Source organism: Halorubrum saccharovorum DSM 1137, from assembly GCF_000337915.1.
GTDB lineage: Archaea > Halobacteriota > Halobacteria > Halobacteriales > Haloferacaceae > Halorubrum > Halorubrum saccharovorum.
Genome location: NZ_AOJE01000020.1, coordinates 1 through 25,238, shown reverse-complemented (window position 1 = coordinate 25,238; position 25,238 = coordinate 1). Strand labels below are relative to the sequence as shown.

The window sequence follows — 25,238 nt, the reverse complement described above, 5'->3', positions numbered from 1 at the left end:
ATTATCTAGCTGCTGCTCAAAGTTAGGAGAGTGGAGACCGGCTAGTTACACTCTACACACCGTAATTTTTCCTTGAATCCTCCAAGTGGCCTATCTGTTGTAAGAGGCTGTCCACACTCATCGCAACTGACCTCTTCGGTAACACCGACACCACTACCGTATCCGACCGTTATTGTCTGTTTGGCGCCACCGTTTGTGAGTTTGAATTCGGCATCACCTCGCTCGTATTCGATCTCGGTGACAGTGACTGGAGTAACGACCACTTCCAGAGCATGCCGATTACGGATCTCTCTCTGCTGCTCGGGGTAGCCCTGTTCACGTTGTTGGCGTAACTTCGTGAGCTCAGACTCGATATCTTCTTGGTCCGATTTACGATCTCTGCGCTCTTTGAGAGCTTCAACTCGATCTTCCTGTTCGCTATCATCGATCATCGCGTTCAATTCCTCAATCCGCGACTGAAGACGATCGAGCTTCTCGGCCAATTCTTCCTCTCGCTGTTGTTGCAGCTGACGGTATTCTTCGAGTTCTGCATCAGCGGCCCGCGAAGCCTCTTGATGGGTTTCGTCGATCGTGGGCTGTATGTCCTCAACGAGAGGCTTCCGTGAGGCATCCACGAGCTCCTGAATCCGTTTCATCTCAGTCGTCATTTCGTGAGATGTAATAGTGTCTCTCCCGGGTTCAGTTAGGTCCAGAAACGTTTGATCAAGATTTGGAAGAGTCTCTTCGGACCGAGTGTCGATGGCAATCGCGCGAAGGAACTCGCGTTGATATTCGCTCACCGTTTCGATGCTCACCCGAAAGAGAACTGCGAGTGCCCGTCGATCGTAGTAGGGAAGGAACTCAGCGTCGGTAACCGAGATGTCGGCCTCTTGGAGCCAGTCAGGTATGATTATCTCCGTGTGGGACGCGTCGATCGAAACACCGCCAAGGGGCGCATTGTCAGCGGCATCTTCGAGGACATCCTGGAAGAACGGGCTTTCCGGGTGTAGTTGTTTGAGACCCTCATCTATCTCTTCGATCGTACCACAGACGAGGGTGAAATGACCTTTCGGTAGATCCGTTTCGGCATCCTCCGGGATCTGTACCTCCCATTTGTCTCCCTGAATTTCCACTTGAGAACCGATGGAGCGGAGATACCGGGCTGTGAAATCTTCAACCGCAGATTGGGTCACTGGAACAGCGGCATCAGTCATCGCTGGCCCCCAAATCGAATCCTTCGAAGACACCGCTGTTGAACTCCTCTAACTTCTCAGCCAAGTCACGTTGCTCCTGAAGATCGACCGCCATCGCGTCGAAATCGTTCTCCAGATCGATCTCGGAATCGGCGTTGACCAACCGTTCGAAGATCTCGTCCTCGAAGCTCTTCCCGGACTCCTCCAACCTCGTGAGGATCTCGCTCAGCTCGCCGACGCTCTGTTGGAAGAGGTCGATCTTGTGATACAGACGTTCAAGAACGTATTCTTCGATAGTATCCTTCAACGCCATATTGAACACGTAGACCTGCCGTTTCTGACCGATCCGATGAATCCGACCTATACGCTGCTCAACGCGCATAGGGTTCCATGGCAGGTCCCAATTCACCATAATATTGCAGAACTGTGCGTTGCGTCCCTCGGACATCGCATCTGTCGAAACAAGGATTCCGCCCTGCTCTTCGAAATTCGTGATGATTTCCTCTTTCTCCTGGCTTGAGTGACCGCCATGGAACGAATGGACTGTGTACCCTTCTGAGGCCAGTCGTTCGGCTACGCGGCGTTGTGTAGCGCGGAATTGCGTGAAGACGATCACACGACCTTTCTCAACGTTATCACGCGCTTCTTCGACGATATCGAGTAACCGTTCTTGTTTGGTAACGGTGTCTACGTCATCAATCAGGTCCAAGATCGACTCCAGCTCTTCTGTCTGTGTGAGTTCGGATTGGTCGTCAAGGCGTCTTCGTATCGTCGTCTCAAGCGCCTCAGGACTACTGACAACCTCCTTCTGGAGGAGCATCAACACCAGTTTCTGCCCTTGGTCTTGGCTGTAGGCTCCTTTGACGTAGTCGGATACGGCCTGGTAGAGTTCGCGTTCCGCCGGGGACGGGTCGAACTTCCGCGTATCGATCCGTCGTTCGGTGAAATCGACGTCTGTGTCTTCACGCCGATTCCGGATCATCACCTTGTTCAACCGGTCTTGAAGCTCGTTACGGTTGACGAGGGTCTCCTGGTCGCTATTGACGAAGTACTGGTGGAATACGTCACGTGTTCCGAACAGGCCCGGGCGGAGTAGCGAGACGACGTTGTAGAGGTCTGTAAGTTCGTTCTGTATCGGTGTCGCCGTGAGGAAGAATGCGTAGTTGTACGAGAGCTGGTCGATCAGCTCGTACCGGTCTGTCTCCTCATTCTTCACGTAGTGGGCTTCGTCCAGAACCAGTACGTCCCAGTTGCGGGCGAGAACCGTCTGTCGGTATCTGTCGCTTTTGGCCGTATCGATGCTGGCGATGATGTAGTCGTGACTGTCGAACCCGTTGAACTCGTCGTCGTAGTTACAGACAAACTCCAGTCCGAACTTCTCTCGGAGTTCTGCCTGCCACTGCTTGGCCAGTTGAGCGGGCGTCAAGATGAGGACGGAGTCATTCGTATCCCGAAAGTGCATCTCTTTGAGGATCATCCCAACTTCGATCGTCTTCCCCAGTCCAACCTCATCGGCGAGCAACGCCTTTCCATCCATCTCGAACAAGGCCCGATACGCCGCATCGACCTGATGTTCGAGCATTTTGACCGAATTCTCGTCCAGCTGTTTCAGCGACCGGAGTTCGGAGTCCGGTTGGCCCGCTTGTAGACGAACCGCCTGAATAGTATGAAGGTGACCTTCACTTGCCTCGCTAGGGTCTAAGTGTAGAACATCGTCCGCTGGCTCATGGGTGACCTCGATATCCACGAGGTCAAAATCGCTCATGTAGTTGGAGAGTTAGTTGACCGTCAAATATGTTGTGTAGCGATGTGTTCTGTCCACGACAGTTTTCAATATTTATTACAGAACACTCAGACTGCCAACCTATGGAATTGAAACACGCTTTTAGAATCAGGGAGAACCCGATACGCCACAACGGCTGTTGATGTTCAGCAACGTCTGTAAACACACTTCTGTGGAGCTCTGTGACTACTGATAGCGTCTTGAGACATAGGGAACACCCACAAAGAGTAGTGTGTGGCCAGCTGGGGAACACGTCAGGGGAACTGACGGGGCACTGGGGAATTGCCGTGGTGTCAGTAGTCTCCGAGTGTCGTGTCTGCCCCAAGGATACGCTGATAAGTATCGTCCCCGGTCGCGTCGGCTAGCCCTTCACAGAGTTCGCGGAGTTCGTCGTCAACGTCCCACTTTGAGAGGTAATTCTGTGTGGATTTACCCTGTTCGTAGCGATACCGAAGGAATTGGGCCTTATCAAGAGCGTTCAGGGCTTCGTCGTCGCCGTTGACTCGCTCTTGGATGTAGGCCATCCGCTTTTCATCATCCCACGTCCCGAGGACGAAGTTCCCGTTATCTCTACGGTAAAGCTTCATATCTCTCATTTGCTCAGGACTAGCATTTGTTCCCCGAGTGAGCTTGTTCAAGTCATCGTAGCTAGCATTAGGTGTCTCAAGCAGGTCAAGGAAAACATCGATTTCCCCAATATCACTGCCCTGTTGGATCACACCATATATTTCGTCTACGACTTCTTTGGCAGACATTGGCTCACCCCCACGTCGAACCTTCCCGTGATGTTTAGAATACTCTTGGAAACATCGACCCATCTCAATAACACCAATATCGCCTGCCGATAATTCACGTTCGTTTTTCAGTTGATCGTGGGTCTGCTTTGCGGTTCGGAAGATGTTCCGACGAAGTGAGTTCCAACTTATTGGCTCCCGACTTTTCACCGGGCGGGCCACTATTATTATATCGAATGAAACCGATTCGCCCTTCTCTAGCTTATCCAAGTCTGCTGTTATCGGATAAGCGCCGGTTACTTCGAAACCGACCTCACACAGGGATTCTAGAACTTGCCCCCAAGATTCCGATCCACTATGATGATACGTGAATACTAATGTTCCATCTTCTTTGAGGGCAGAAATTATATTGCTGAATACTTCTCCAAGCTCTTTTTCAAATTCTTCTTCTCTTTTTCCCTCAAACGGGTTTGCAACGATACTATCACTTCTCGGCGTGGCTTCACCTTTGAACTCTTCATACTCCTTGCTGAGTACGATTTTTTGCCATACATAAAAGAAATCAGATAGTTCAGAATAGATTATATTATCATAGTACGGTGGATCTGTAATAACTGCATCAAATTCGTCTTCATAGTTTAATTTCTTTGAATCACCTTGGAATACTGTCGCATTTTTGCCAACAGGCTGATTAAATGGAGGTGATTTCACCATTTCTCCATCGGAATCAGGATATCGGTCGAAAGGGGCAGATCCGTATTCGACACCTTTTTTTAGGCGATCATATGCTCTTTTGAAATCTCGGGAGCCTTCTTTCGCACCCCACGGATTGTTTTCAGCAGGACGCTTTGGCGGGTCAAAGGAATTCGATTTAAAGATATGATCAATTGCATTAGCTCCCGTTTGATATGTGACCATCATATTACTACCGCGGAGTGAATCACTGAAGCAAAGAAGCATAAATTCCTTCACGTTTTGATCCTCTATCTGATCGATTGCTTTGAGAAGTTTACTCAGAGATAAGAGTTGCCGTTCGCTAAACATATCTTCCCACTTTGTATAACCGTGATCAAACACCGGATTGCGGTCGCTGATCATATGACCCGGACGAAGATCTTCATCCGGAATATATGCCCTCAAATCGGGGCTGTTCGACCACTCCTGCTTAGCTGCTTCAAATAGCTCCTGATCGGCCTTAGAGGTGGGTTTGTATGCCTTGTAATCGCCTTTGTCTAGATCACTCCGCTTGTCGCATTCTTCACAGAAGTATTCTAACCCGTACAAATTGAGATGGAATCCATCCTGTTCTCCAATAGCATCAGTGACCGGGTAGATTTGACCGCAACTTTGGCAAGCATATTTTGAACCACCGGACGCAGAAGTGCCATTACTCGGATTAAATTCATTTCCACATTCGCTACAGTCACACTCCGATTGCCAATCATCTACATACTCGAATGAGTTACACTCAGGACAGAGTACAATTTGTTCCCCTTTGTGATCGTAACGCCCTTTCGCAATTCGGTAATCATTAAACAACGGTACAGAGTCACCACAGGAAGGACAATCTAATTCCTTCACCCAAAAGTAAGAGATCACTTCAGCTTCGTGATCGCCGTTGGGACAAGAGGTTTTGAAGTACTGCTTGATTTCGTCTTCGACCCTCGTCAGGGATTCATATGCTTCTTCGATATCCGCCACGTCGGTTTGGCCGGTATCAACCTCTTTTTTCGAAACAAACCAAGCAACAGGATTCAAATCGTGGCCCACAACTTCTGCGCCGAAACGGGAGGATTCAATAACGCTTGTTCCACCCCCCATAAATGGGTCTAAGACCTTCTTCCCATCAATCCGTATATCTTTAGAATAAAGTTCCCAAAGTGAGTCCGGATTTTCAATATTGACCTCATCAATCAATTCTGATAAACCATCATACTCACCATCAAAGTTGTTTAACGTGCCGTTCTCTCCCGGTTCGTACACACTCACATTATCTGCATCATCTAACAATGTATAAAGCGAGATCGCGCGAAATGTACATCCGAGCCTTCGTGCCCACCATTTATGCATCGTGTAGATAGGCCGGTAGTAACGTTTCGCAATACCCCGTGCCTCTTTTTCGGCAATTTTATTGACTTGTTCAATAGGGAACGCTCGATGAATTGGAGATTCCTTCTGTTCACTTTCTTCAGCAGAGTGACCCGTCTCTTGAGACATTGGGATATATCCATCCAATCCATCCGAGTCTCATAAATCCCGCACACCAACAGACGTCAACGCTTAGTGCGACTATTCGCTCACCTTCATTTCCGTTCTTTAGTGGAGTGCCTCTATCCGAGCGATTCCGTATCCCAGACGTTCTTTCTCGCTATCGTAGTCATCCACATCAAGTGAATAGAGCGCCCCGAGGCGAATTCCCGTGTGCCACAAGAGTTCCAAGATGACGTGCCACCGTGAAGCGTACTAAAAACGCCGGAGGTACGCAAGCACATTCTCGGCATTTTCTGAGCGCAGTATCTCTTCACTTTGCCCATCATCCTTCTTTAGCACCGGCATCACAATCTTGGCGTGAAGTCCTTTCTCAATGGCGTCAATAGATTCACACCACCTCAAGAAGATACGGAGCGTGGCTAGTTGTCCCCAGAGTGTGATGGGTTTCAGGCCGTTCTCATCCCGACACCACGTTTTGAAATCTTGGAACTTCCGCCCCGTGAGGTCGTTCATATTGTCTATGCTCGCTTCTTCAGCACACCACCGAACCGAAGTGCTTGAGACGATAGTGATACCCGGAGAGGGTACTCTCGGACACTTCGTGTTTCCATACCTCAAGATACATCTCCTTCGCACGTCTCGGCGAGATGGATTCTAACTCGCGTTCGGGCATTTCTTACCACCGAAACACTGGAGCGACACCGGGGATGCGTGCCTAGCTCAGAACTGAGGAGCCACCCGACAGCCTGGATCTGTCTCGGTTCGAATTAGAGAGTTGAGATCCCAATCCACGCAATTTTCATCTAATGGAAACGGTGTCCCCTCACCATAGTGCTTATCTGGTTAGTGGTGAGCTATGTATACATCAACGCATGTCCGAAGTAGGTTCCCTGTCCAAGACTCTCAAAGACACGGTTACGCTCAGCCGTGAGCTTCGAGAGGACGGACAGATAGACGGACAAGTAAAACTCTACAACGTGGATGACGAGAACGAGTTCGAGTCTGACGCCGAGCTCTTCTTCGATCGCACGTTAATGACCCAGGGACTTCGAGAGGCCCTGTCGATCCTCCGGGATTCCCTGACGGGTAATGACCCACGTGGCACGCACATTCTCTACGGTCCCTACGGCAGTGGGAAGTCTCACCAGATGGTGGCACTGTATCACTGCTTCGACGATCCTGCCGCAGCGGGCTCGTGGGCTGCCGACGATATCGAAGGGTTCGAATCGTCGCTTCCAGAGGCGGCGGTTCCGATCACGGTCGCCATGCAGAACGAGCAGTACGAGTACCTCTGGGAGCCGTTCTTCGAGGCGCTCGATTACGATCCTGGAACGTACGAGTCCGGCGGCTACCCGGACATGCAGACGATTCAGGACGCCGTGGGCGACGACACCGTCGCATTCCTCGTAGACGAGCTTGAGGACTGGTTCGATACCCTTCAGGGAGATCGGAAAAGCGCGAACAAGGCCTTCCTCCAGTCCCTACTCGAATCGACGGCGCTGTCTGATCTGGAGCTCTACACCATCGTCTCGGTTCTCCGCGAGGACTCGGAGGTCCACGATATCCTGAATCGAGAACAGGCGGTCGAAGTCAACATGAACAATCAGGTGGACAAGCGACAGGTCCTCCACCACCGCCTGATCGAGGACACGGACGAATCGGCTGCCCGTGAGATCGTGAACGGGTACTTCGACGCCTACGATCAGTCCGACCACGTCACCATCCCCGACGATCTCCTGTCGGAGATGCACGACCTCTACCCGTTCCATCCAGTCCTCCTAGACGCGCTTGAAACGCGGTACTACGCCGACGAGGGGAACCAGAACACGCGCGGGATGATCTATCTCTTCTCGAAGGTCCTCATCGAAATGCAGGACGAGACGGACCTGATCACGCATGGAGATATTGACGGGATCAAATTCGAGGACGAACTCGCCAAGATCAACTACGAACGACTGAACGCGGCGACCGGCGACATCAATAATCGAGTGGATGAGGACGACGTCCCCCACGGCCGTCGCATCCTCAACACCATTCTTCTCTACTCGCTGAAGCCGAGCGAAGGGGAGGGTGCTGAGGTCTCTGAGATCGTGATGGGTGCGTACCAGACGGGCGATCTCGTCTCCGACGTCGTGCTCAATCTCGAACGGCTCCACGGCGTCGCGTGGCACCTCCACAAGCTGAACGGGAAGTACGCAATCCGGGACCGTCAGAATCCAAACGCACTCATTCGGAACGCCGCCGTCGATGTGTCGGAGCGGTCTGCGAAGGCTGAGATTGCCGACTTCATCACCGAGATTTTCGGATCGACCGCCTATCCGGTCGGTTTCCGGACTGATGACATTCGGGACGTCCCGGACGACCGCGACATCAAGGTCGTCGTGAAGGACGACCAGTGGACCCAAGAGGAGGTCGAACGCGTCATCACGAACGACAGTCGCGGACGCCAGTGGCGGAACACACTGGTGTTCGTCCAGCCCTCCGGGGACAAGGCGATCGAGTCGGGGACTCGGTATATCGACAAGGCACGGTACATCGAGGGAGCTCGTCAAGTTCTCGCCGACGAATCGCTTGACGACGAGATCCGCGAATCAATTCAGTCGATGGAGGATCAAGAGGAGAGCGAGCTCCGCGAAGAGCTACAGTTGCTCTATGGGGAGGTTCTGGACGGCGACAACCTGCTCCAGGAATTCGATCTCGCGGCCCCGATGGATCTCGATGTCTACGTGTCCGATGGGCCGGAGCTTGACGCCTCGAACATCGTGGATTCTGCGGCGGCCGATCCGTTTGATCTACAGTCGCATGTGTGGCCCATCGTAACGGACCTACTGGAGCGCCGTGGCGAGATATCTATCGAGGAAGTGTACGAGCAGTTCCTCCGTGACCCGGAACTCCCGGTCCCGGGGAACGCGAACGACGTACTGAACGCGACGGTGAAGGCGCTCGATGGGAAACCGGTACTGGCTCGTGACTCCGGCGGCTTCCGTGACGACCTCTCTGGGAGTTCGCTTGACACCGTCCTAATCAGGCAGGATGACGTAGAGCTGTGGGGAGTGGACGACGTCGAACAGGAACTCCGCCAACGGTTCGGAAGCGGGACGACTGCACTGGATATCGGTGACTTCGAACTGGAACTAGTCGAAGACGGAGAAATTTGGATCGACGGCGACAGCCACGACGTCGTTATGCGAGCAATCGGGCGTATGAACCGTGAGGACCAGTACGTGATTGTCCGAGGTAACGAGATCCTTGACAAGCCGCAGTCGGACGCGACACTCCGCGATGTCGGAAGCGCGACGACTGTCGGCGGGTCGTACCTTGCCGAGCGCATCGAGGAGGCCATCGAGGCGGAGGGACACGCGAACGTCGAAACGATCATCGGCGAGATACGCGCAGACGAATCAGTGTTCCTCCCGCCGGACGAGACCGAGACGGCAGCCCGTGAGGCGGTCAACGAGTTCCTCATCGACGAGTACGTACTGGAAGCTGGCGGGCGGTATCTTGACTCGCTCGGTGATCGGAACCCGATGACCGTGAAAATCGTTCCGACGGTCTCCAACCGGATCGGCGGAGAGATTCTGGACTATTTGGACGACCTAGATACTGGGGACCAGTTCACCGTGAGTAAGGTCGCCGATCGCTTCGACAACACGGTCAGAGAGGACATGGTACAGACGTTCCTGCTGCAGAACCTCGGCCGCGAAGAGGATCCGGTGTACATTGTCGGGCCGACGGGTTCCGAGAAGGCGTCCGATTGGGTTCCTGGGTACCCGTTCCGGATTCCCGACGTCGGCTCGGAGACGTGGCGGTTCGAGTACAACGGCGACGACGTCGCCGCCATGCGCAAAAAGTGGCGTCGGGACCACCAAACCGGGACCGTAGAGTACGGCGACGTCACGTTCATGTTGCCGGACCGTGAGGGCGTCCCGAGCGCGCTCCAGGGAACAGCCGAGATCGAACGCTCGCAAGTGAGCTTGACGCTACGATCTGAACAAGATTACACTAAGGTACAGGATCTATTCGAGCGGATGCCTGACGAAGCATCAAGTCTAAAAATCGAGATCAGTTTCCAAAAATAGGGCATATCTCTGAGGATTGATTCCAAGATTAGTCACTATATCGAATGATGTATGCTTTTACTGAGTCAAGATTCCAACAATTACTCTATGTAACGACCATGGACATACGTGTGAGTTCATAATAACACACCTAGTAGTACATCATTCATAGAAACCGTGAACCTGTGAGCGAATGTATTTTACAGTATCATTACGATGGTTTCATTATGTCAGATGGGCGCGTTCCAATTGAAGAGCGTCATACGGCTTTTGTTCAGGCCCTAGATTCGTATATTGTAGACACTGGTAGTCCAGATGTACCATTCGAAGTAGAGCTAAAACAGCCGTTGCCTGAGAAGATTCGAACCTTCCTCCTCAGCCTTACCCATTCCACACGAGAAGGCGAATTTAATGTCCAACCAATTGAACCAGAAGGAGACGGAAAGTTGGATACAAATGTGGAGTCTTTCGTTTTGCTTGCAGGTTATAACGATCAAAAAGACGTTTTTGCTATTTGGGATGCATATCTGCAGCAAGAGTTCTCGTACTCCCAGACGATACAGATTAAAGAATCTACACTGGACAAAGCACTTAGAGACGGTGTTGGGAGACAAAAACGTAGATTGAAAAAAACGCCACGTACAGAAGTAGCGCTAGCCGCAAGGCCTGACTCATTGGATGACGCCCTTATTGAGAGGTACAAACGAACACAAATCAGATCAATAATAGATGATCATTTTCCCAAAAAGTGGAAAAATTCAGCAAGCAAACACTATAAAATCGAGGAAACAGTTGTACAATTTCTTGAAGAATATAATAGTGAAAAACACTCAATCAGTGAACGGCGTAAATTTGCTCAGGAAGCTGTCGCAGAAGACGAAAATGTGAAACTTGAAACGGTACAATCCAAGTGTAATGAAGATCTCAAAAAAGACTCAGGCGCTGGAAATACACTAACGGATGTATTTGATGATCGACTAAAGCAGATCGAAGAAACGTGGAAAGATCTGGAACGTTCGAAATCGGAGTCCACCGTTGTTGAGTCTCCTGAAACAGATACGGTCGGCCCACAACATTCTAACGGAACTTGGGATAATGTTGATAATCTGATCGATTCAACCTCTAGTCCTTCCCAACCAGATGGACTATACTTCCCCCAGAAAGAAAATGAGCGACCAGTAACTGCCCAGATTGACGATGCAATACGATCAGGAAAACATGTTATCATAACTGGACCGCCCGGATCAGGAAAAACAGCGCTTGCCGAATATATCTGTAGACACTACGTGTCTGATAATTATACGATAGCCACAGCAACCGCTGACTGGTCAACTTTCGATACAATTGGTGGATATCGACCTAAATCAGACGGTCAACTGGAATTCAAACCAGGTGTATTTTTACAACGATTGCTTGATCCGTCTGTCCCCGAATCAAAAAACGAATGGTTAGTTCTTGATGAGTTAAATCGCGCTGATATTGCGAAGGCTTTCGGTTCTCTTTTTTCAGCACTTACTAAGAGAAATATATCACTCTCGTTTGATATTGGGGGATACCAAGTGATGCTCTATGGTAACCCTGCTTCACTTGAGTCAACCCCGATCACTTCGTATAATTATTATATTCCTGCTGACTGGCGTCTACTTGCGACAATGAACACGGTTGATAAATCCTCACTCTACAGAATGGGATATGCGTTTATGCGACGGTTCGCCTTTATTTCTGTTCCAGTACCTGATGCTGACCAGATCTCATCTGAAATTGTTGAGCGATATATTGATTGTTGGGACGATGTTGATATTCCCGATTCCGAAGCCGAGATTTGGCCTGAGGCTGGCATTGATGATGACGTCTCAGAACCTGCTGAACAAGTTTACAAGGATCTGAGTATTTTGTGGGAAGTTCTGCTTAACGATGACGGATACGAAGCAGACCTCACGATTGGACCAGGCTTAATCAAGGATACACTCCAGCATACCCTCTCCGAATTAAATGCGTCAGGCGAGTTGGACTACGGTAACGCATTTGCAGCACATATTCTGCCTCAACTTGAGGGTGTGCCAATTGGAACCGCGACTGATATAATAAATCAACTACATGGACGAATAGAAGCCAATAGTTCTGGAATGTCTCAGTTCTCCAAGGAAGTTCCAAATCGTACTGCTAAGCAAATGTTGAGTAATGTCTGATAACTCGTTTCAAAAACCGGATCGAGATGAGCTTGTTGCTGATATTGCTGAGTATCTCGTCGGTTACATAGGAGAGGGGATCTCGATTAAACCGGCACTAGATAATTTCACCCCAAACATCAACATAGACGGAATAACAGAGCTGTTGGAATACTACTTTTTACTTACTGGAGTAGAGATTCCATTGAATAAACCATCTAGGTCAAATTATGAAATTAAAAACACACCTATTACGGATATTCACGGTAGTTCAATTGGAGTACGTGACTTTGTATCTCTACTTAAATTGAGATCGCGTTCACTTGATCCCGAAACCAAACAAAAAACTGAGATTTATCAAGGGCAAGCTCCGGGTCACATTGACTGGAATGAGACCATTAAGAACCGATGTCTGACTGGAGATTTTCGGGGACAAACATTTGCTGTCCAAATCCAGCAACCCACTATAAGATCTGCTCGAAACAAGATTCTTGTCGAACTCCTATACACAATTAAAAACATATACACCCGGTTTGACAAGCGAATAGACAGAAATAGGGCACCTCAATGGTTTTATCCATGGCTCAAAGAAGAGGATCGTATTCCTATTGAGGAAATTGAAACCCAGTCTGCGGTTGGCGGTGAATTAGAGCATCCAGGGCAAAGAGAACGTGAGCCGATCAATCTCCGGTCAATTATTGATACGACTCTCAGTCGAACTCAACTTTCCAATTTGGATAGGGTATCTATCAGCATCTCTGATGCTGAAATACACCAAGTCCGAGGTGACCGGACGCCACTATATCGAGAGGCTGCAGAGTTATTAGCAATGTACCGACAATTAGTCAGGGAAGATTTGGATGAAGATCTGGCTAAAAGGCTCTTAGATTCAAGGATTATTCAGCCACCAGATAACGATGAAGCGGTGTCCACACTATACGAAATGTATTGGATACTGAGAATATTAGACACCCACAATGACTCAAAGCGTAGTCTATTCACTATGGCTTCGGATGAGAATCTCATTGCTAAATGGAAAGAAGACGACGCAACCTATCTCCTATTCAATGACTGGGATGGTAAATATAATGACAAGGAATATCTGCGATTCGACATCCCAACTGTAGAAGATCTCTTGCCTGAAGATGATGAGGAAGGGGATCAAAGTAACAATAGCCGTTCTGAACGAGAGGATTTGAATCTACGAATACGGAACGTCCTGAGTAACCGCTATCGACTTGAGACGACAGTGTTTGGATATAATCCGGATAAAAAAACTCCAGATATTGTTTTAATAAAGCTTGCAACCAACAGTGAGACTCCTCAAATCGAGCGAATCCTTGTTGGCGAGGTTAAGCACTCAACTAGTATCGAATATCTTCGTAGCGGCATTCAGCAGCTTTTGGAATATGGTGCCTTTGTAAAGGTCGGCGAAGATGCCGAATTAGTTTCTAAATCTGATAAACCATTCCTCGCTAATGATCCGTCGATCATCGGATCGGAAGAAGTAGAATTGGGTTATTTTGTTGGGCACAAAGGCGTTATAGAGGGGAATGGACCAGACGGGATTAATATACTTGGGTTTGAGCAGAAACCAGAGCGAATTATTTGATTAATGTTGTACTCTATGTGAATTCTCTGAGATCGCCGTAGTATCAATCAATTGTATTCTGAGTGACAGATAAAATAATCTTTCCTAGACCCATGTGCTAGTAAGGAGTTGTCGGCTCTGCTGATTCAGTAGCTGAGAACCCACATTTATGAGGGCCCTGAGTAATTCTTTCTATACACTGAATCATGTCTGAGCAATCCGGGCCCCCGCAGGAGAAACACGAGCGTACGGAACTCCCCATTGAACGCGGGTTCCCGATCGAGCGCGTGAACGAGATCGCCGCGAAAGAAGGCCGAGCAAAGATGCACTATCGCCCGATCTACACGATGCACAAGTGGTGGGCGCGCCGACTCGGCTGCGTCTTCCGTGCAATCTCACTCTACACACTACTTGACGATCCAGAGAAGGTCTCTGTCTACGAACCAGGTCACAAGGGTAGTACGCTCGCGGCCTACGGAGACGACGATAGCGGGTCTGACCTCGATATCGCGTCGCTCCTCAACGGTGTAGATATGACGGACCCAGAGAGCCTCTGGGAGCTCTATCCGAAGGACGTCCGTGTTGAAGACAAGAAGATTCTTGACCCGTTCATGGGTGGCGGCACATCTCTCGTTGAGGCGTCACGGTTCGGCGCAGAGGTTATCGGCAATGATCTGAACCCGGTTGCGTGGTTCGTCACAAAAAAGCAACTCGAAGCTGGACAGACAGATGTCGGGGAGCTTGAAGAGGCCTTCAAGCAAGTGAAGGAGGATGTCGCCGACGAGATCACGCGATACTACAAGACGCCCTGTCCGAACTGTGATGGTGAGCACGACGCGGACGTGATGTACAACTTCTGGGTAAAGGAATTAGATTGTGTGTCGTGTGGGCATACAGTCCCGCTGTTCAAAGACTATCGCGTAGCGAAGGGACGCTACGAGAACGGCGACAAGTACAATGTTCTCTGTCCCGGTTGCGGCACGGTGACGCTGGTGGACGATTGGCAGTCAGAGAGCGTCTGTAACGACTGCGGGCATGGGTTCGTTCCGAAGGAGGGGAACGTTTCGCGGGGGGGGAATTACAACTGTCCCGACTGTGGCCAGAAGTACGCGATTACTGATGCGATTCAGGAACAGGGAGGGTATGAAACGCGACTCTACGCTTTAGAGTATTACTGTGAACACTGCGAAGATGCAGATGAAGATAGAAGTCTGTACAAGGGATATAAAAAGGCAGAAGATGCTGATATCCAGCTTTTTAATGAAGCTAAAGAGGCGTGGGAAACCAACGAAGATCTCCATTCCTATGCCCCTTCCGAGCAAATTCCTGAGGGGCACATTCCTTCAGAAAGAAATCCCATCTTTGACCATGGATATGCAAATTGGCAGGATATGTTCACCGATCGACAGCTGTTCGGTCTGAGTACACTTCTACGCTCAATTGATCAGAATGTGTCGGACAGCAATCTCAAGGAACTGTTGCTTCTGGGCTTCTCTGACAGCTTGATGTTCAATAGTACCTTTTCCATCTACAATCTAAACGCTAACAAGATCGAAGGCACATTTAGAATGAATTCGTTCGTTCCTCAGACAGATTTCGTTGAGAACAATCTATGGGGTACCAAATTCGGACGGGGGACTTTCTCTAACACGATGGACAAAGTCTTCAGTGCTGTAGAGTACGCCTCAAATCCCACTGAACGTTATATTGACGATGGAGAGACAAAGGAGTCAGAGCCATTTTCCAAAGAGATTGGTGGAAATCACACTCTAAACTTGGGTGATGCTAGAACAATTGATTTCGGAGAAAGCGAATTTGACGCAGTAATTACCGATCCTCCGTACTATGATAATGTTATGTATTCTGAAGTTGCTGACTACTTCTACGTTTGGCAGAAAATTCTGCTAGAAGGTGATTATCCGGGGTTCGATGATAAAAAAACACCTCGCGCAGATAGTATTGTCACAAATCCGTTCCACGGGAAAACAGCAGAGGATTTTGAGTCTGAGCTGGGACAGGCGTTTGAGAATATTCACTACCATCTCAAGTCTGACGGGTTACTGGCTTTCACGTATCACCACTCTGACTCGGAATCTTGGGGTGAATTACTAGAGTCCCTCTGCGAGACCGGCTTTGAGGTAACAGCTACGTATCCCATCTCATCAGACCTGAACAAGTTCATTCAGGGCGAAGCTGTATCCTTTGATATTGTCGTTGTCGCCCGCCCAATCGATGACACTGAATCCGCTTCCTGGAAATCTCTTCGGCGTGACATCTACCGCACAGCCCGCCGTACCCGGAAGCAACTTGAAGAGAACCGCAAACTCTCCCGTGGCGATATCGGCGTGATGGAGATGGGTGCATGTTTCCGCGAGTACTCCAAGCACCACGGGAAGGTACAGCGCGATGGTGAGATTATGTCCGCGAAGGAGGTCGTTCAGGAGATTTACGGCATCATCCAGGAGGCCAGCGACATCGGTGTCGAAGACGTGTTCATCGATCTGCTCGATAGTCCAGACCCCTCGTTCGATGATGTGAACAAGCTCTGTCGCGGCACCAACGCCGCGCCTGAGGACCTCAAGGAGATGTGCCTGTACAACACCGACGACGGCTTCGAGATCGGCACGTGGGACAACGAGAAGCGCCAGGCGTACATCCAAGAGCGGACCAACGGTAACGGTGACAAACATCTCTCAAATCTTGATAAACTTCAATTCCTCCGCTACCGCTACGAGAAGGGCCAGTCCGTCCAGAACTACGTGGAGAAGTGGGGCGTTGATGACGACCTCCGCGAGCTTGCCGGCCGGCTAGCGGACGTGACCGGCGACGACACTTACACTCGCGTACTCGGCGATCGGGATATCACGAGCTACTGAAACACCTCGATCCAAGAGAATCCACGAATCCCTCATGAGGTATCTCCATTTTCATGCGGTCCCGGTCTCGGACCATGTCGGTACAGGGATAAATCCAAAACGTCCCCGACGGTAGCAGGATGTATGTCTGATGATTCCCACCAAGATCGAATGCAACGATTCGAGGAGATTTCTCTCTCGGTTCGAAACAGGGACGCAGGGCGGTGTCGCCGTTGTGAGGAAGCAGAAGGAGACGTGCGACTAAGCGTCCATCATCTTGTTCCAGATTCCCGTGTACCTGACGAGTACGATGCGCACCTCCCAGTGAATCTGGTTTCGTTGTGTCGATCATGCCATAGCGAACTTGAGTCTCGGTCTCTGGATGCCCAACTTCGCATCCTCGATCTCGCGGATCGGGAGGAACTGATGCTTTCTGAGGCGGAGCGGAACGCGTTGAATATGCGACTTAACGAAGTTGGTCCGGACGAGCTCACGGTAAAAGCCATCTCAAAGGTTGAGTCCATGAAGTTCATCGGACAGGATTTCACCGATGACGATTCACAAAGAGGGCTCTCCGAGTTCTGAACGAGACGCGACAGTATTTGGGTTCAAGATAGTGGGGCGAATAATGGGGTACCGATTCAACTCTATTTTTGGATAACAGAACGGAGTATTCCCATAAGTAGAGAGAAAATTAGAACCTGTTCTTCCGTAGGGGTTCTTATGTATTCTCTGTGAATTACGGGATTAGATGGTCGAACAATTATCGGCTAATCTGATGGAAGCGTTCATCTATGGTCTCATAGGAGCTTCAATCAGTGGCCTGATTTTTGAGAGTGGTGACCGATACACAAAGACAGCGTGGTCCGGAGATCAGTTTGCGGGGAAGATCGAAGCACTCCCGTTCTTCCTTACCACGTTCTTTCTCGGGTTGTTCATCAAGTATGGCGAGGGCCTAATCGGAGCTGAAGTCTCAGCTATTACTCAAAACTTCATCGCCGGTCAGCGAATTGGTCTCATCCTGATCGCCGGCATGATCGCGTTCAATGCCTCGATCGACAATTTTCGGTACGCAGATCCGAAATCACTGATGGTGATGGGAGTGGGAGGATTGCTGTTCTTCCGGCCAGACTTGATCTATATCGTGGTGTGATCCATCTCAACCGAACTTGCTGGATAACCGGGAGACAGCATCCCGTTTTTTATCCTGTGAAACTGTGATTCAACTAATGGCTGGCCCTGGACGGATCCCCGGACGATACAATCTCGTCATCGAAGATGCGTACGATACCTTCGACCACCGGATGCCGATCGAGGAGTTTATTGAGCGCCTTCGAAACGACGACGTCCCCACGGAAGTCTCTATAGTCGGACTCGAAGAGGCGCTCTCGGACGACGATCTTCGTGCCGAACTCGCTGACGCGATGGATCGGCGCGCGAATGACTTGGAGTACCAGAACCCGACGGTCCAGTTTGTCGTCGAAGGATCGTTCCATCGGCAGGGAAAAACGTACGATCTCCGCTACGATGACGAACTTCACTCCTTACAGGACGTGTTCGGGCCACAACTCGAACGGAAAGAGAGTGGAGACTGGCTCGTTACGCCCTTCTGAGACTCCTCTCATAAGAGCTTCAACGGCCCTTCTTTCTCAACTTCTCCAGTATCCCGTTTGAGGAAGTATAGGTCGATCCAGTCTCGTCCCCCCTCCTCGTAGAATACGGGCAGACAGGTCCACGTGTACTCGTTGCGCCTTCCACACCGGGTCTCGATCTGGTCACGCGTCCAATCTCCGTCCTGCTCCAGATGGTATCGGTTCCGCACGTTGTACGAGTACTCGTCCGCAGCCGCTTTCACAACCTTGAGCGAGAAATCCTGGGGATTCTGAAATGCGAACGGCCCGTTCACGTCTGCGGCTTTACTCAGATCGCTCTCGTTCACACCATCCAGACAGAGCTCGTTCTCCGCGATGGCGCGGAAGGGCTCAAGCTCGGAGTGGATCTCTTCGAGAACACTATGAAGATACTCGTGGACGACCTCGTCGTACTTTTCCAGCGAGAAGTCTCCTGTTGGTGAGACGATCTCCAATTCTGCGCCCGTCTGTGTCACACGTCGGCGTCGCGGTTCGAGCAACGGACACAGGAACGCGAGCCTGTCGGCGTGAAGGAGGTAGGCGTAGCTGAACAGCCGGGACCGTGACGGTGACTCCTTGACCGGGTCGTGTCCCTCCGCGTAGTACTTGGAGTCAAGGACAGCGATCGTCTCCTCACCCTCTTGGAGGGCGTGATCGGGCTCGTGATAGATCTGGTTCTCTCCCTCGAACGGGTTGACCGACGGCGATCTGGCGGGAGTGACGTTGGCGACCGAGTCGAAGTGGTCGTACGATTTGATGTACGAGAGTTCGCGCTCGATCACTACCTGGGAGTACTGCTCGAACAGTGACTCCATGTTCAGTACGTAGTCCACGACCAGCTCTCGGGGGCCATCCTTGAGCTGTTGGCCGAGCGACGACGACAATACTGCCTTTGCGACGTCGAACGCCTTCCGGTAGTACTGGCGTTGTTTCGGAAGGTCGCCGAGGGTGATGCGTCGATATTCGTCGATACGACCCAGCCCGCTGTCAACGCCCATCCCCTCCAATCGTTCGACTTCGCGGTGGACTTCCGAGAAGATGCGATCGTACCCGGGATGCTCGTACTCTGAGGCGTTTTGTCGGAACAATCGCAACAACGTCTTCCCGGCGTAGTGAAGCAACGAGTTCGCGGCGTTGTCGTACTCCGTCTCGTTCCGTATCCAGTTCGGTTCGACGGTTCCGCGGGCATGATTCAGGAGGGTCTGTTCGACGTCGATCTCACCCCGTCCTTCGAGGCTGTTGGTCCGTCGGAGGATCAGGTCTCGGATGTATCCGTTGCGCTGGATCGTCTCCAGTCCTTCTAGGTAGTTGATCGCCATTACGACGAGCACGTCGTCAAGTTCGATGTCGTCGGAGAGGAAGTCTTGGAGCGGGATCCCGTGGTAATCGATGGATCGATTTTGGTCGTACACCGCCAGGAGCATATCGAAGATTGGTCCCCAGTCGATCTTCGGAGAGATCGTCACCTTCGACGACGGAGTCAGACTGACCGCTCCAACAATATCGGTTGCAGAAACATGGATGACGTCGCCGTCGTCACCTTCCACAGTGACCGTGATGACGTCGTACTGCTGATCGGAGTCAAGAGACTCCTGGTGTTTTGTGAATACTCCGGGACTCTCTTGTGTGAAGGACGCGCGACGAAGCTGATCAGTGATGGACGACGGACAGTCCTCGATCCGAATTTCGCCCCGCTCTGGGACGTCGAACGTATCCCGCCCGTACTGGTAGACTTCGTCGATGCTACTCATTACTCGTAGGAACCCATCTGGCGTCGCTCCTGTTCAAGCTCGCGTTCGGCGAGCTCAGCCGCCGGAGAGAGGTCAAACTCCTCGAACTCGTCGTTCAGTGCCCGGTAATGTTCCGCGATACGCTCCACCTGCGGGAACGCCGCGGAGTTCAACAGCCGGGGAACGATGTACGTCCGGAAGGCTTGTCCGACGGAATCAGTCTGGTCGTACTCGTACTCCCCCCCGTCGCGGCAGGCGACACCGACGAAGACGGCGACGTCGCGGTAGTGCATCGGACCGAACCGCATGATTGCGCCCTGAGCGGTGGATTCGTTGCCGTGGTTGATTCCTTCGTAGTCACGCTCAAAGAGGCGGAGCAACTCGCCGTCGTCGATATCCGTCTGTCCGGAGACGTGTGTATCGAGCCAGTCTTGGAACAGCTGTCGTCGCTTGTCCTCCTCGTACTCGTCCAGCTCGATCATGGCGAACCGGCGGGGGATCGCATTGTCAAGCTCATTCACCGTCCGGTCCGACATGTTCATCGTACAGATGATGTTCACCCGCTCGTCTAGTTCGATGGTCTCCCCTTCATCGGTCTCAAAAATTGTCTGGTGGGGGTTTTCGATCGCGGTGTAGAGCGGCCCGAAGATTTTGGAGATGTCGGCCCGAGTGATTTCATCTAGGATAACCCCGTATTCGACGTCGAACCGGCGAGCACGCTGAACGCCCTCCGAGACACAGCCAAGTTTGGTCCGATAGCTGAGCGATTCACCGGTGTAGTCGGGACTAATCCCGCCGATAATGTCTGAGGGCGTCCAAGAGGGCGTCGCAGTGTGGAGAGAGTATCCGATACCCGTCTCTCGGGCCAGCTGTTTCGCAAATGTCGTCTTCCCGGTTCCTGTCGGCCCGTAGAGTACAACAGGTTTCCCGGCTTCAAGCGCGACCTTAGCGTTCCGCATGACGTCTTCAGGGACGAGTATGTCCTCGGGAGTCTCGTCTCCACGGAGGCTCACGAGACGCTTCAGTCGATCCGAAGCGAGGCGCGACTCCAAAACTGCCTGCCGGACCTTTCCGAGGCCGCGTTTACCGTCGTGGGCTATATCGAGTTCTTGCTCCTCAATGAGGTACTGGAGGACTTCCTCACTGGCAGCGTTCTCGATCGCTTCAACGACGTCGTCCTCAACACGCCGAAGGATGTTGATCTCACCCTCGGCATCTTCCAGCGTGTACGTATCGTCCGACGAATTACCCATTTTCAGATAGGTATAGCCCAGTACTTATAAAATCCATCTCAACCCGGTGAATCACTCGGCTGTGCTGTAGAAGGTCCGAATCCCGTTATCTTCCACGTTAACGAATTCAGTGTCTTGGGGGGGGGAAAGTAGCTGTGCGCAGTTGTATACGTCTCCCATCGAGCCGGCTGTGTTGAACACGAACGCTGCGCCTGCGTAGTGCGTTACCCAGGCCGGTGTTGGCACGAGTAAGACCGCGAGTGCTGTTCCACTTATCAGTAGAAACGGGGTTATCAGCACCAGAATATTCTCGTCACGAGACACGAACTCTTCAATTATCACGACGTATGGTGCCGGTTCCTTGATCAGCCAAAAGGTGTTCTTCAGCGCGATTCCAAAATCTGGCTCATAGTCGAGTGCCCGCCCCACGGCGTAGTGGATGTACTCGTGAATGAGTGTTACAGCGATGATAAACACGATTTCGTCGGAAAGAGTGGTTAGAAGACCTACGTAGTCACTGTCGAAACTCATGATCCACTCTATCCAGCCCGGGAAAACAGGGAACAATAATACAACCATCACCAGTAATGTGATGGCGCTTACGAGCCGATCTGATGGGATATATTCATGATATTCGGTTTTGTTCTCGAACTCTTCAACATCCAACATGTACAATACTTGTTATCGGGTGCTAACAAAATTGATGGTAAGTAGCGGCTCTGTTAGGCATCTCAGCAGATGGCATATTCCGGCCGACTACGATTAATAAAAGATACTTACGAGCCGCTCAGTACGGTACGCCCACTGAGAAGCTTATTCTACTGACTGTTTTTGTCTGTGACTTCGTCGGGATACGGTATTTTCCCAGCGTTCGGGTCCGGCTCATCGATAATATCCATGTCATCCTGGTCAGGGTGTCCTTGCGTCGTCTGGTCAATATTGTCCGGGTATTCAGTTTTCCCGACGGCGGTGTCATTACTAGATCCAGAATCATCAACATCGCACTGGAGATGGCGCTCCTCGGCGTGCTTGCTGTCGTCGATTTTTAAGTATTCACTAGATGACTGACCAACTACTCCGTCAACATCAGCCTCACTATCGTCTTCGTCGCTCATGAACGGTGAATGAGGCTCAGAAGTCAAATAGATTGACCAAAATAGCGGGACGGGCTGTTTACTGCTTGACTTCGAATGGTTCGAACGAATTACCGGACCATTCTTCCTTCCACACTTCTGGATTCCGGAGCTTCTCCTCCAAGTATTCAACTCCCGTCTCAATATCAACGCGTACCTCGTCATCAGCTTCCTGATACACGGTTGTCCTCATTCGACTGTCGCGGCTGGGAGGGAGATACCCTAACCCCCTCATCTCAACTGGAAGCTGCATCGTTCCGTTCTTCGTATTGATGACGACCTGTGCATCTACTGGTAGTGCATTGAGCCCTTCTTCGACGCAATCTGCTCCCCAGACCAGGATCACGAGATCCCTCGGTTCTTCTAACGACTGGTGCTCAACTGCGACTTGTGGCACGTGGCCGTATTGCTCGATAGCAGTTTCGACAACCTGTTTGAGTTCAACTTTTGGCGCAGTTTCATCGAGTAACCGAACTATGATTTCTTCGGTGCTTTCGCCCTCTTCTCGGGCACGTCGTTGTAGCCTAGCTTGAGTCTCCGTTCCGATCATACTACATTTACATCCAACAACCATATAATTAAAAAGGCTAGTAAATCAAGGTTTTTGGGATCAATACGCGAGATAATTGCACCAAATGCCGGATTTTACCCGAGTATCTGAGATCTTATCTTTGCGCAATACCCCGATTTTGCAGATTTCATTGTTTCTGTGTTCTCCCTGAGCTTGGAACTACCCTGCGTCGTTCCGTGACTGGTTACCAATGTCGCTGAGTGGCCGTGTGCGACGATCATCAATGACCCGCGCTTCACTTTCCCGTCCACCATCGGCTTGAGCGTGTTCCGAGGATTATTTAGCGCCTCACGGGGGCTGTGATTCAGGCAGTTTCGACTTCCTTTAGGTACCTCTCACGTCTTTCCCAAACTCGCCGTGCGGTGTCCTTATTCACGCCGGTCTCGCCGGCTATCTCTCGCCACGAGAGGCCATCTTTTCGGCACGAAATGACTTCCAGTGCGTCCTCGAAATCCTCGCCGGGTATCCAGTACTCGCCGGCGTCGTCGAATCGAAGACCGAACGGTGGCCGGCCGTGATCGAACCCGCTTTCTATTCGCTCTTCAGTCGCCCGCTTCGATCGCTCGATCTCTTTTCGCTTCCCGACATCGTCGGCGGTCGCTTGGATCGACTGCTGTACAAGTTCCCAGTCATCATCGAGATCAACTGCGCGCCCAAGCTCGTGTGAGTGTAGTTCCACGTCGGCCGTGTCAAGATCCAAGAGCAGCCGCAAGCGCTCTTTCCGGTCGCGTGAAAGGCGAGACATGTTCGGCACGACGACTGCGCCGACGTCGCCGCTGCTGACCTGCTCTAACAGCGCTTGGTACTCCCGACGGTCCTCGTCGAAGCCAGATGCGTGTCGGCCCTCGTTGTACACTTCTACGAGATCGAATCCTTCTGCGTCGGCATACTCTTCGACGTCGCGGCGTTGGCGCTCTAGTGACTTCCCGTCTTGCGAGAGGCGGATGTAGCCGACGGCTGTTTCACTCATGATCATCGTCCACGATCGTCAGTTCGAACTTGTTGCCAGACGCGACTTCCCAGTTGAGCTTCTTTCCCTCTAAGTCGAACGACTCAGCGAGGCCTTTGGGAACCGTCATTCTATACTGGACGATCTCGCGGTCACTGCTCTTTGATGTCGTCTTCGTGACGGTGGTTTCGGGCATGGATAATTAGTACTAATCATAGCCATACACTTAGTACTAATTGGGTGTGTATCAGAAACTCACCTTTCTGAGCCATTACAGGATCAGTTCCACACGAAAAGCTAACCGGGCTCCGTCGAAATTCTATTCCCTGGACAGATTCTCACCTGAAAACAACCAATAGATGAGAGCTGCTTATTGACTAACGAGAATCCTACCAGTTCCAAGTGATGTTTTGAGATCCATGTAAGATGCATAGCGCTGACTGTGCATGAAGGTCCGACCCGATCTAATATGAAATACACCGTAAAAACGGTCATTTCCGCGCAATCAAAACTGCGACCGTCTCAAGTCATCCCTTTTAATTCGGGAGGTAGCTCAGGAATACGCTTGCGTGATTCGTGATTGAATTGGATCTCGATATTGTATCGGTCAAACCTCAACTCAGCTAGCTTCGCGCGGTCAGGGATACTGAACGCGATGGCGTATTTCATTCGTGACCCCGGTTCAATTACTTTGAAATCAAGGCTCTTACCCTTACCACCGTGTTTCTCCCAGACTCCATCAAACTGGCCTGCACCAAGATTCGCCGGAGAATACGTGTTCCCTCTCTCGTCAATCAAATCAAAGGCACTAAGATCTTCAATAAGACTGTCTGCATCAATATGGTTGAAAAGTTTTAATGCAAATATTATACCGTCGATATGGGTAGTGTCTTGAAGTATCCCTCCTTGGGTCGTTGTTTCGATTGGACCCATCCCAACAATCTCCATAGATAAGGATTCGCTTGTATCCGATAGCGCCACTGTATTACCCCCCTGCTGTTCCTCCGGTTGTTGAACTGTAGTCTTCGGGACTTTACTTTCGGATGAGGCACTAGCCTTGGATGTATAATCTTCAACTAAGTCCGATGCATTAAGTGTACTAACCAGTTGAGCAAGCCCTGCCCCGTCGATGAGTTTCAGATTTGCCCTCTTTGCAATAGAGAGGGCACTATCGGTAAAACCACTCGTCGTTACAATCACGACCTTGTCCACGTTATCCTCTTGATGCCGTAATGAGGCGTACTGCTGAACCTCAGGTCCACCGACACGATTGCCCTCTTGATATCTCTTCGCTTGGATTAGTTCCTTTTCATGATAAGGGGTGTTTTGAGGGTCGCGTTAAGTTAGAGGATGAGGCGGACGATTTCTGAGTGTCTATGACAGAATTCGACCGCCTCAGCGAACGTATCGCCTGGATCGA

Annotated in this window: 19 protein-coding genes; 7 read left to right on the top strand and 12 right to left on the bottom strand. The window is 50.9% G+C overall.

The features are described 5' to 3' along the window. Nucleotides 1-41 precede the first annotated feature (41 nt). The 4 genes from C471_RS06285 to C471_RS16895 all read right to left on the bottom strand — a co-directional run bounded on the left by C471_RS06285 (nucleotide 42) and on the right by C471_RS16895 (nucleotide 6,413). Entirely contained in the window at nucleotides 42-1,193 is a 1,152-nt protein-coding gene (locus C471_RS06285; RefSeq protein WP_049909045.1) for a hypothetical protein, read from the bottom strand. Continuing rightward, nucleotides 1,186-2,937, bottom strand: coding sequence for a DEAD/DEAH box helicase (locus C471_RS06280; protein WP_004047203.1), 1,752 nt, complete (start codon nucleotides 2,935-2,937; stop codon nucleotides 1,186-1,188). Before C471_RS06280 ends, C471_RS06285 begins: the two co-directional genes overlap by 8 nt. Nucleotides 2,938-3,248: 311 nt before the next feature. Then, complete coding sequence (locus tag C471_RS06275; protein ID WP_049909043.1) at nucleotides 3,249-5,906, bottom strand: DUF1156 domain-containing protein; 2,658 nt, start codon at nucleotides 5,904-5,906, stop codon at nucleotides 3,249-3,251. 246 nt (nucleotides 5,907-6,152) lie between these two features. Beyond that, nucleotides 6,153-6,413, bottom strand: a complete 261-nt coding sequence (locus C471_RS16895) for a hypothetical protein (RefSeq protein WP_004047201.1) — start codon at nucleotides 6,411-6,413, stop codon at nucleotides 6,153-6,155. Between the two features lie 359 nt (nucleotides 6,414-6,772). Here C471_RS16895 and C471_RS06270 point away from each other — a divergent pair, with 359 nt between their 5' ends. From C471_RS06270 to C471_RS06250, 7 genes are all read left to right on the top strand, one after another. Beyond that, on the top strand, nucleotides 6,773-9,979 hold the full coding sequence (locus C471_RS06270) for a DUF499 domain-containing protein (protein WP_049909041.1): 3,207 nt from the start codon (nucleotides 6,773-6,775) through the stop codon (nucleotides 9,977-9,979). 206 nt (nucleotides 9,980-10,185) lie between these two features. Then, nucleotides 10,186-12,147 carry an AAA family ATPase gene (locus C471_RS16250; RefSeq protein WP_080505549.1) on the top strand — a complete coding sequence of 654 codons (1,962 nt, stop codon included), beginning with the start codon at nucleotides 10,186-10,188 and terminating at the stop codon, nucleotides 12,145-12,147. Continuing rightward, on the top strand, nucleotides 12,140-13,738 hold the full coding sequence (locus tag C471_RS16890; protein WP_152421828.1) for a hypothetical protein: 1,599 nt from the start codon (nucleotides 12,140-12,142) through the stop codon (nucleotides 13,736-13,738). Before C471_RS16250 ends, C471_RS16890 begins: the two co-directional genes overlap by 8 nt. Before the next feature lie 185 nt (nucleotides 13,739-13,923). Continuing rightward, nucleotides 13,924-16,593, top strand: a complete 2,670-nt coding sequence (locus tag C471_RS06260; RefSeq protein ID WP_004047198.1) for a DUF1156 domain-containing protein — start codon at nucleotides 13,924-13,926, stop codon at nucleotides 16,591-16,593. A gap of 150 nt (nucleotides 16,594-16,743) precedes the next feature. Continuing rightward, nucleotides 16,744-17,157: an HNH endonuclease gene (locus C471_RS16245; RefSeq protein WP_160163127.1), complete on the top strand. Its 414-nt coding sequence runs from the start codon at nucleotides 16,744-16,746 to the stop codon at nucleotides 17,155-17,157. A 166-nt stretch (nucleotides 17,158-17,323) separates the two neighbouring features. Next, on the top strand, nucleotides 17,324-17,725 hold the full coding sequence (locus tag C471_RS06255) for a hypothetical protein (protein ID WP_152421827.1): 402 nt from the start codon (nucleotides 17,324-17,326) through the stop codon (nucleotides 17,723-17,725). A 76-nt stretch (nucleotides 17,726-17,801) separates the two neighbouring features. Then, nucleotides 17,802-18,185 carry a hypothetical protein gene (locus C471_RS06250; RefSeq protein ID WP_049909040.1) on the top strand — a complete coding sequence of 128 codons (384 nt, stop codon included), beginning with the start codon at nucleotides 17,802-17,804 and terminating at the stop codon, nucleotides 18,183-18,185. A gap of 8 nt (nucleotides 18,186-18,193) precedes the next feature. Here C471_RS06250 and C471_RS06245 read toward each other — a convergent pair whose 3' ends face one another. From C471_RS06245 to C471_RS16240, 8 genes are all read right to left on the bottom strand, one after another. Continuing rightward, entirely contained in the window at nucleotides 18,194-19,954 is a 1,761-nt protein-coding gene (locus C471_RS06245) for a 5-methylcytosine restriction system specificity protein McrC (RefSeq protein WP_004047195.1), read from the bottom strand. Beyond that, complete coding sequence (locus C471_RS06240) at nucleotides 19,954-21,186, bottom strand: AAA family ATPase (RefSeq protein ID WP_004047194.1); 1,233 nt, start codon at nucleotides 21,184-21,186, stop codon at nucleotides 19,954-19,956. The genes C471_RS06245 and C471_RS06240 overlap by 1 nt, the downstream gene beginning before the upstream one ends. Nucleotides 21,187-21,237: 51 nt before the next feature. Continuing rightward, nucleotides 21,238-21,834, bottom strand: a complete 597-nt coding sequence (locus C471_RS06235; RefSeq protein WP_004047193.1) for a DUF3267 domain-containing protein — start codon at nucleotides 21,832-21,834, stop codon at nucleotides 21,238-21,240. Nucleotides 21,835-21,983: 149 nt separating this feature from the next. Continuing rightward, nucleotides 21,984-22,280: a hypothetical protein gene (locus C471_RS06230; RefSeq protein WP_049909038.1), complete on the bottom strand. Its 297-nt coding sequence runs from the start codon at nucleotides 22,278-22,280 to the stop codon at nucleotides 21,984-21,986. Between the two features lie 58 nt (nucleotides 22,281-22,338). After that, nucleotides 22,339-22,848: a hypothetical protein gene (locus C471_RS16885; protein WP_152421826.1), complete on the bottom strand. Its 510-nt coding sequence runs from the start codon at nucleotides 22,846-22,848 to the stop codon at nucleotides 22,339-22,341. Between the two features lie 325 nt (nucleotides 22,849-23,173). Then, nucleotides 23,174-23,839 (bottom strand): recombinase family protein, encoded by a 666-nt coding sequence (locus tag C471_RS06225; protein ID WP_004047192.1) that lies wholly within the window; start codon nucleotides 23,837-23,839, stop codon nucleotides 23,174-23,176. Then, nucleotides 23,832-24,014: a hypothetical protein gene (locus C471_RS06220; RefSeq protein WP_049909037.1), complete on the bottom strand. Its 183-nt coding sequence runs from the start codon at nucleotides 24,012-24,014 to the stop codon at nucleotides 23,832-23,834. Before C471_RS06220 ends, C471_RS06225 begins: the two co-directional genes overlap by 8 nt. Nucleotides 24,015-24,340: 326 nt before the next feature. Further along, a complete protein-coding gene (locus tag C471_RS16240; RefSeq protein ID WP_080505546.1) occupies nucleotides 24,341-25,117 on the bottom strand; it encodes a restriction endonuclease in 777 nt (258 codons plus the stop codon). Between the last annotated feature and the right edge of the window lie 121 nt (nucleotides 25,118-25,238).

Bases quoted from the DNA above. Each gene is read 5' to 3' on its own strand.
- C471_RS06225 (WP_004047192.1), bottom strand. From the start codon at position 23,839: ATGAGTGAAACAGCCGTCGGCTACATCCGCCTCTCGCAAGACGGGAAG.
- C471_RS06255 (WP_152421827.1), top strand. From the start codon at position 17,324: ATGGTCGAACAATTATCGGCTAATCTGATGGAAGCGTTCATCTATGGT.
- C471_RS06235 (WP_004047193.1), bottom strand. From the start codon at position 21,834: ATGTTGGATGTTGAAGAGTTCGAGAACAAAACCGAATATCATGAATAT.
- C471_RS06270 (WP_049909041.1), top strand. From the start codon at position 6,773: ATGTCCGAAGTAGGTTCCCTGTCCAAGACTCTCAAAGACACGGTTACG.
- C471_RS06230 (WP_049909038.1), bottom strand. From the start codon at position 22,280: ATGAGCGACGAAGACGATAGTGAGGCTGATGTTGACGGAGTAGTTGGT.
- C471_RS06220 (WP_049909037.1), bottom strand. From the start codon at position 24,014: ATGCCCGAAACCACCGTCACGAAGACGACATCAAAGAGCAGTGACCGC.
- C471_RS06275 (WP_049909043.1), bottom strand. From the start codon at position 5,906: ATGTCTCAAGAGACGGGTCACTCTGCTGAAGAAAGTGAACAGAAGGAA.
- C471_RS16245 (WP_160163127.1), top strand. From the start codon at position 16,744: ATGCAACGATTCGAGGAGATTTCTCTCTCGGTTCGAAACAGGGACGCA.
- C471_RS16890 (WP_152421828.1), top strand. From the start codon at position 12,140: ATGTCTGATAACTCGTTTCAAAAACCGGATCGAGATGAGCTTGTTGCT.
- C471_RS06250 (WP_049909040.1), top strand. From the start codon at position 17,802: ATGGCTGGCCCTGGACGGATCCCCGGACGATACAATCTCGTCATCGAA.
- C471_RS06240 (WP_004047194.1), bottom strand. From the start codon at position 21,186: ATGGGTAATTCGTCGGACGATACGTACACGCTGGAAGATGCCGAGGGT.
- C471_RS06280 (WP_004047203.1), bottom strand. From the start codon at position 2,937: ATGAGCGATTTTGACCTCGTGGATATCGAGGTCACCCATGAGCCAGCG.
- C471_RS16250 (WP_080505549.1), top strand. From the start codon at position 10,186: ATGTCAGATGGGCGCGTTCCAATTGAAGAGCGTCATACGGCTTTTGTT.
- C471_RS06285 (WP_049909045.1), bottom strand. From the start codon at position 1,193: ATGACTGATGCCGCTGTTCCAGTGACCCAATCTGCGGTTGAAGATTTC.
- C471_RS06260 (WP_004047198.1), top strand. From the start codon at position 13,924: ATGTCTGAGCAATCCGGGCCCCCGCAGGAGAAACACGAGCGTACGGAA.
- C471_RS06245 (WP_004047195.1), bottom strand. From the start codon at position 19,954: ATGAGTAGCATCGACGAAGTCTACCAGTACGGGCGGGATACGTTCGAC.
- C471_RS16895 (WP_004047201.1), bottom strand. From the start codon at position 6,413: ATGAACGACCTCACGGGGCGGAAGTTCCAAGATTTCAAAACGTGGTGT.
- C471_RS16885 (WP_152421826.1), bottom strand. From the start codon at position 22,848: ATGATCGGAACGGAGACTCAAGCTAGGCTACAACGACGTGCCCGAGAA.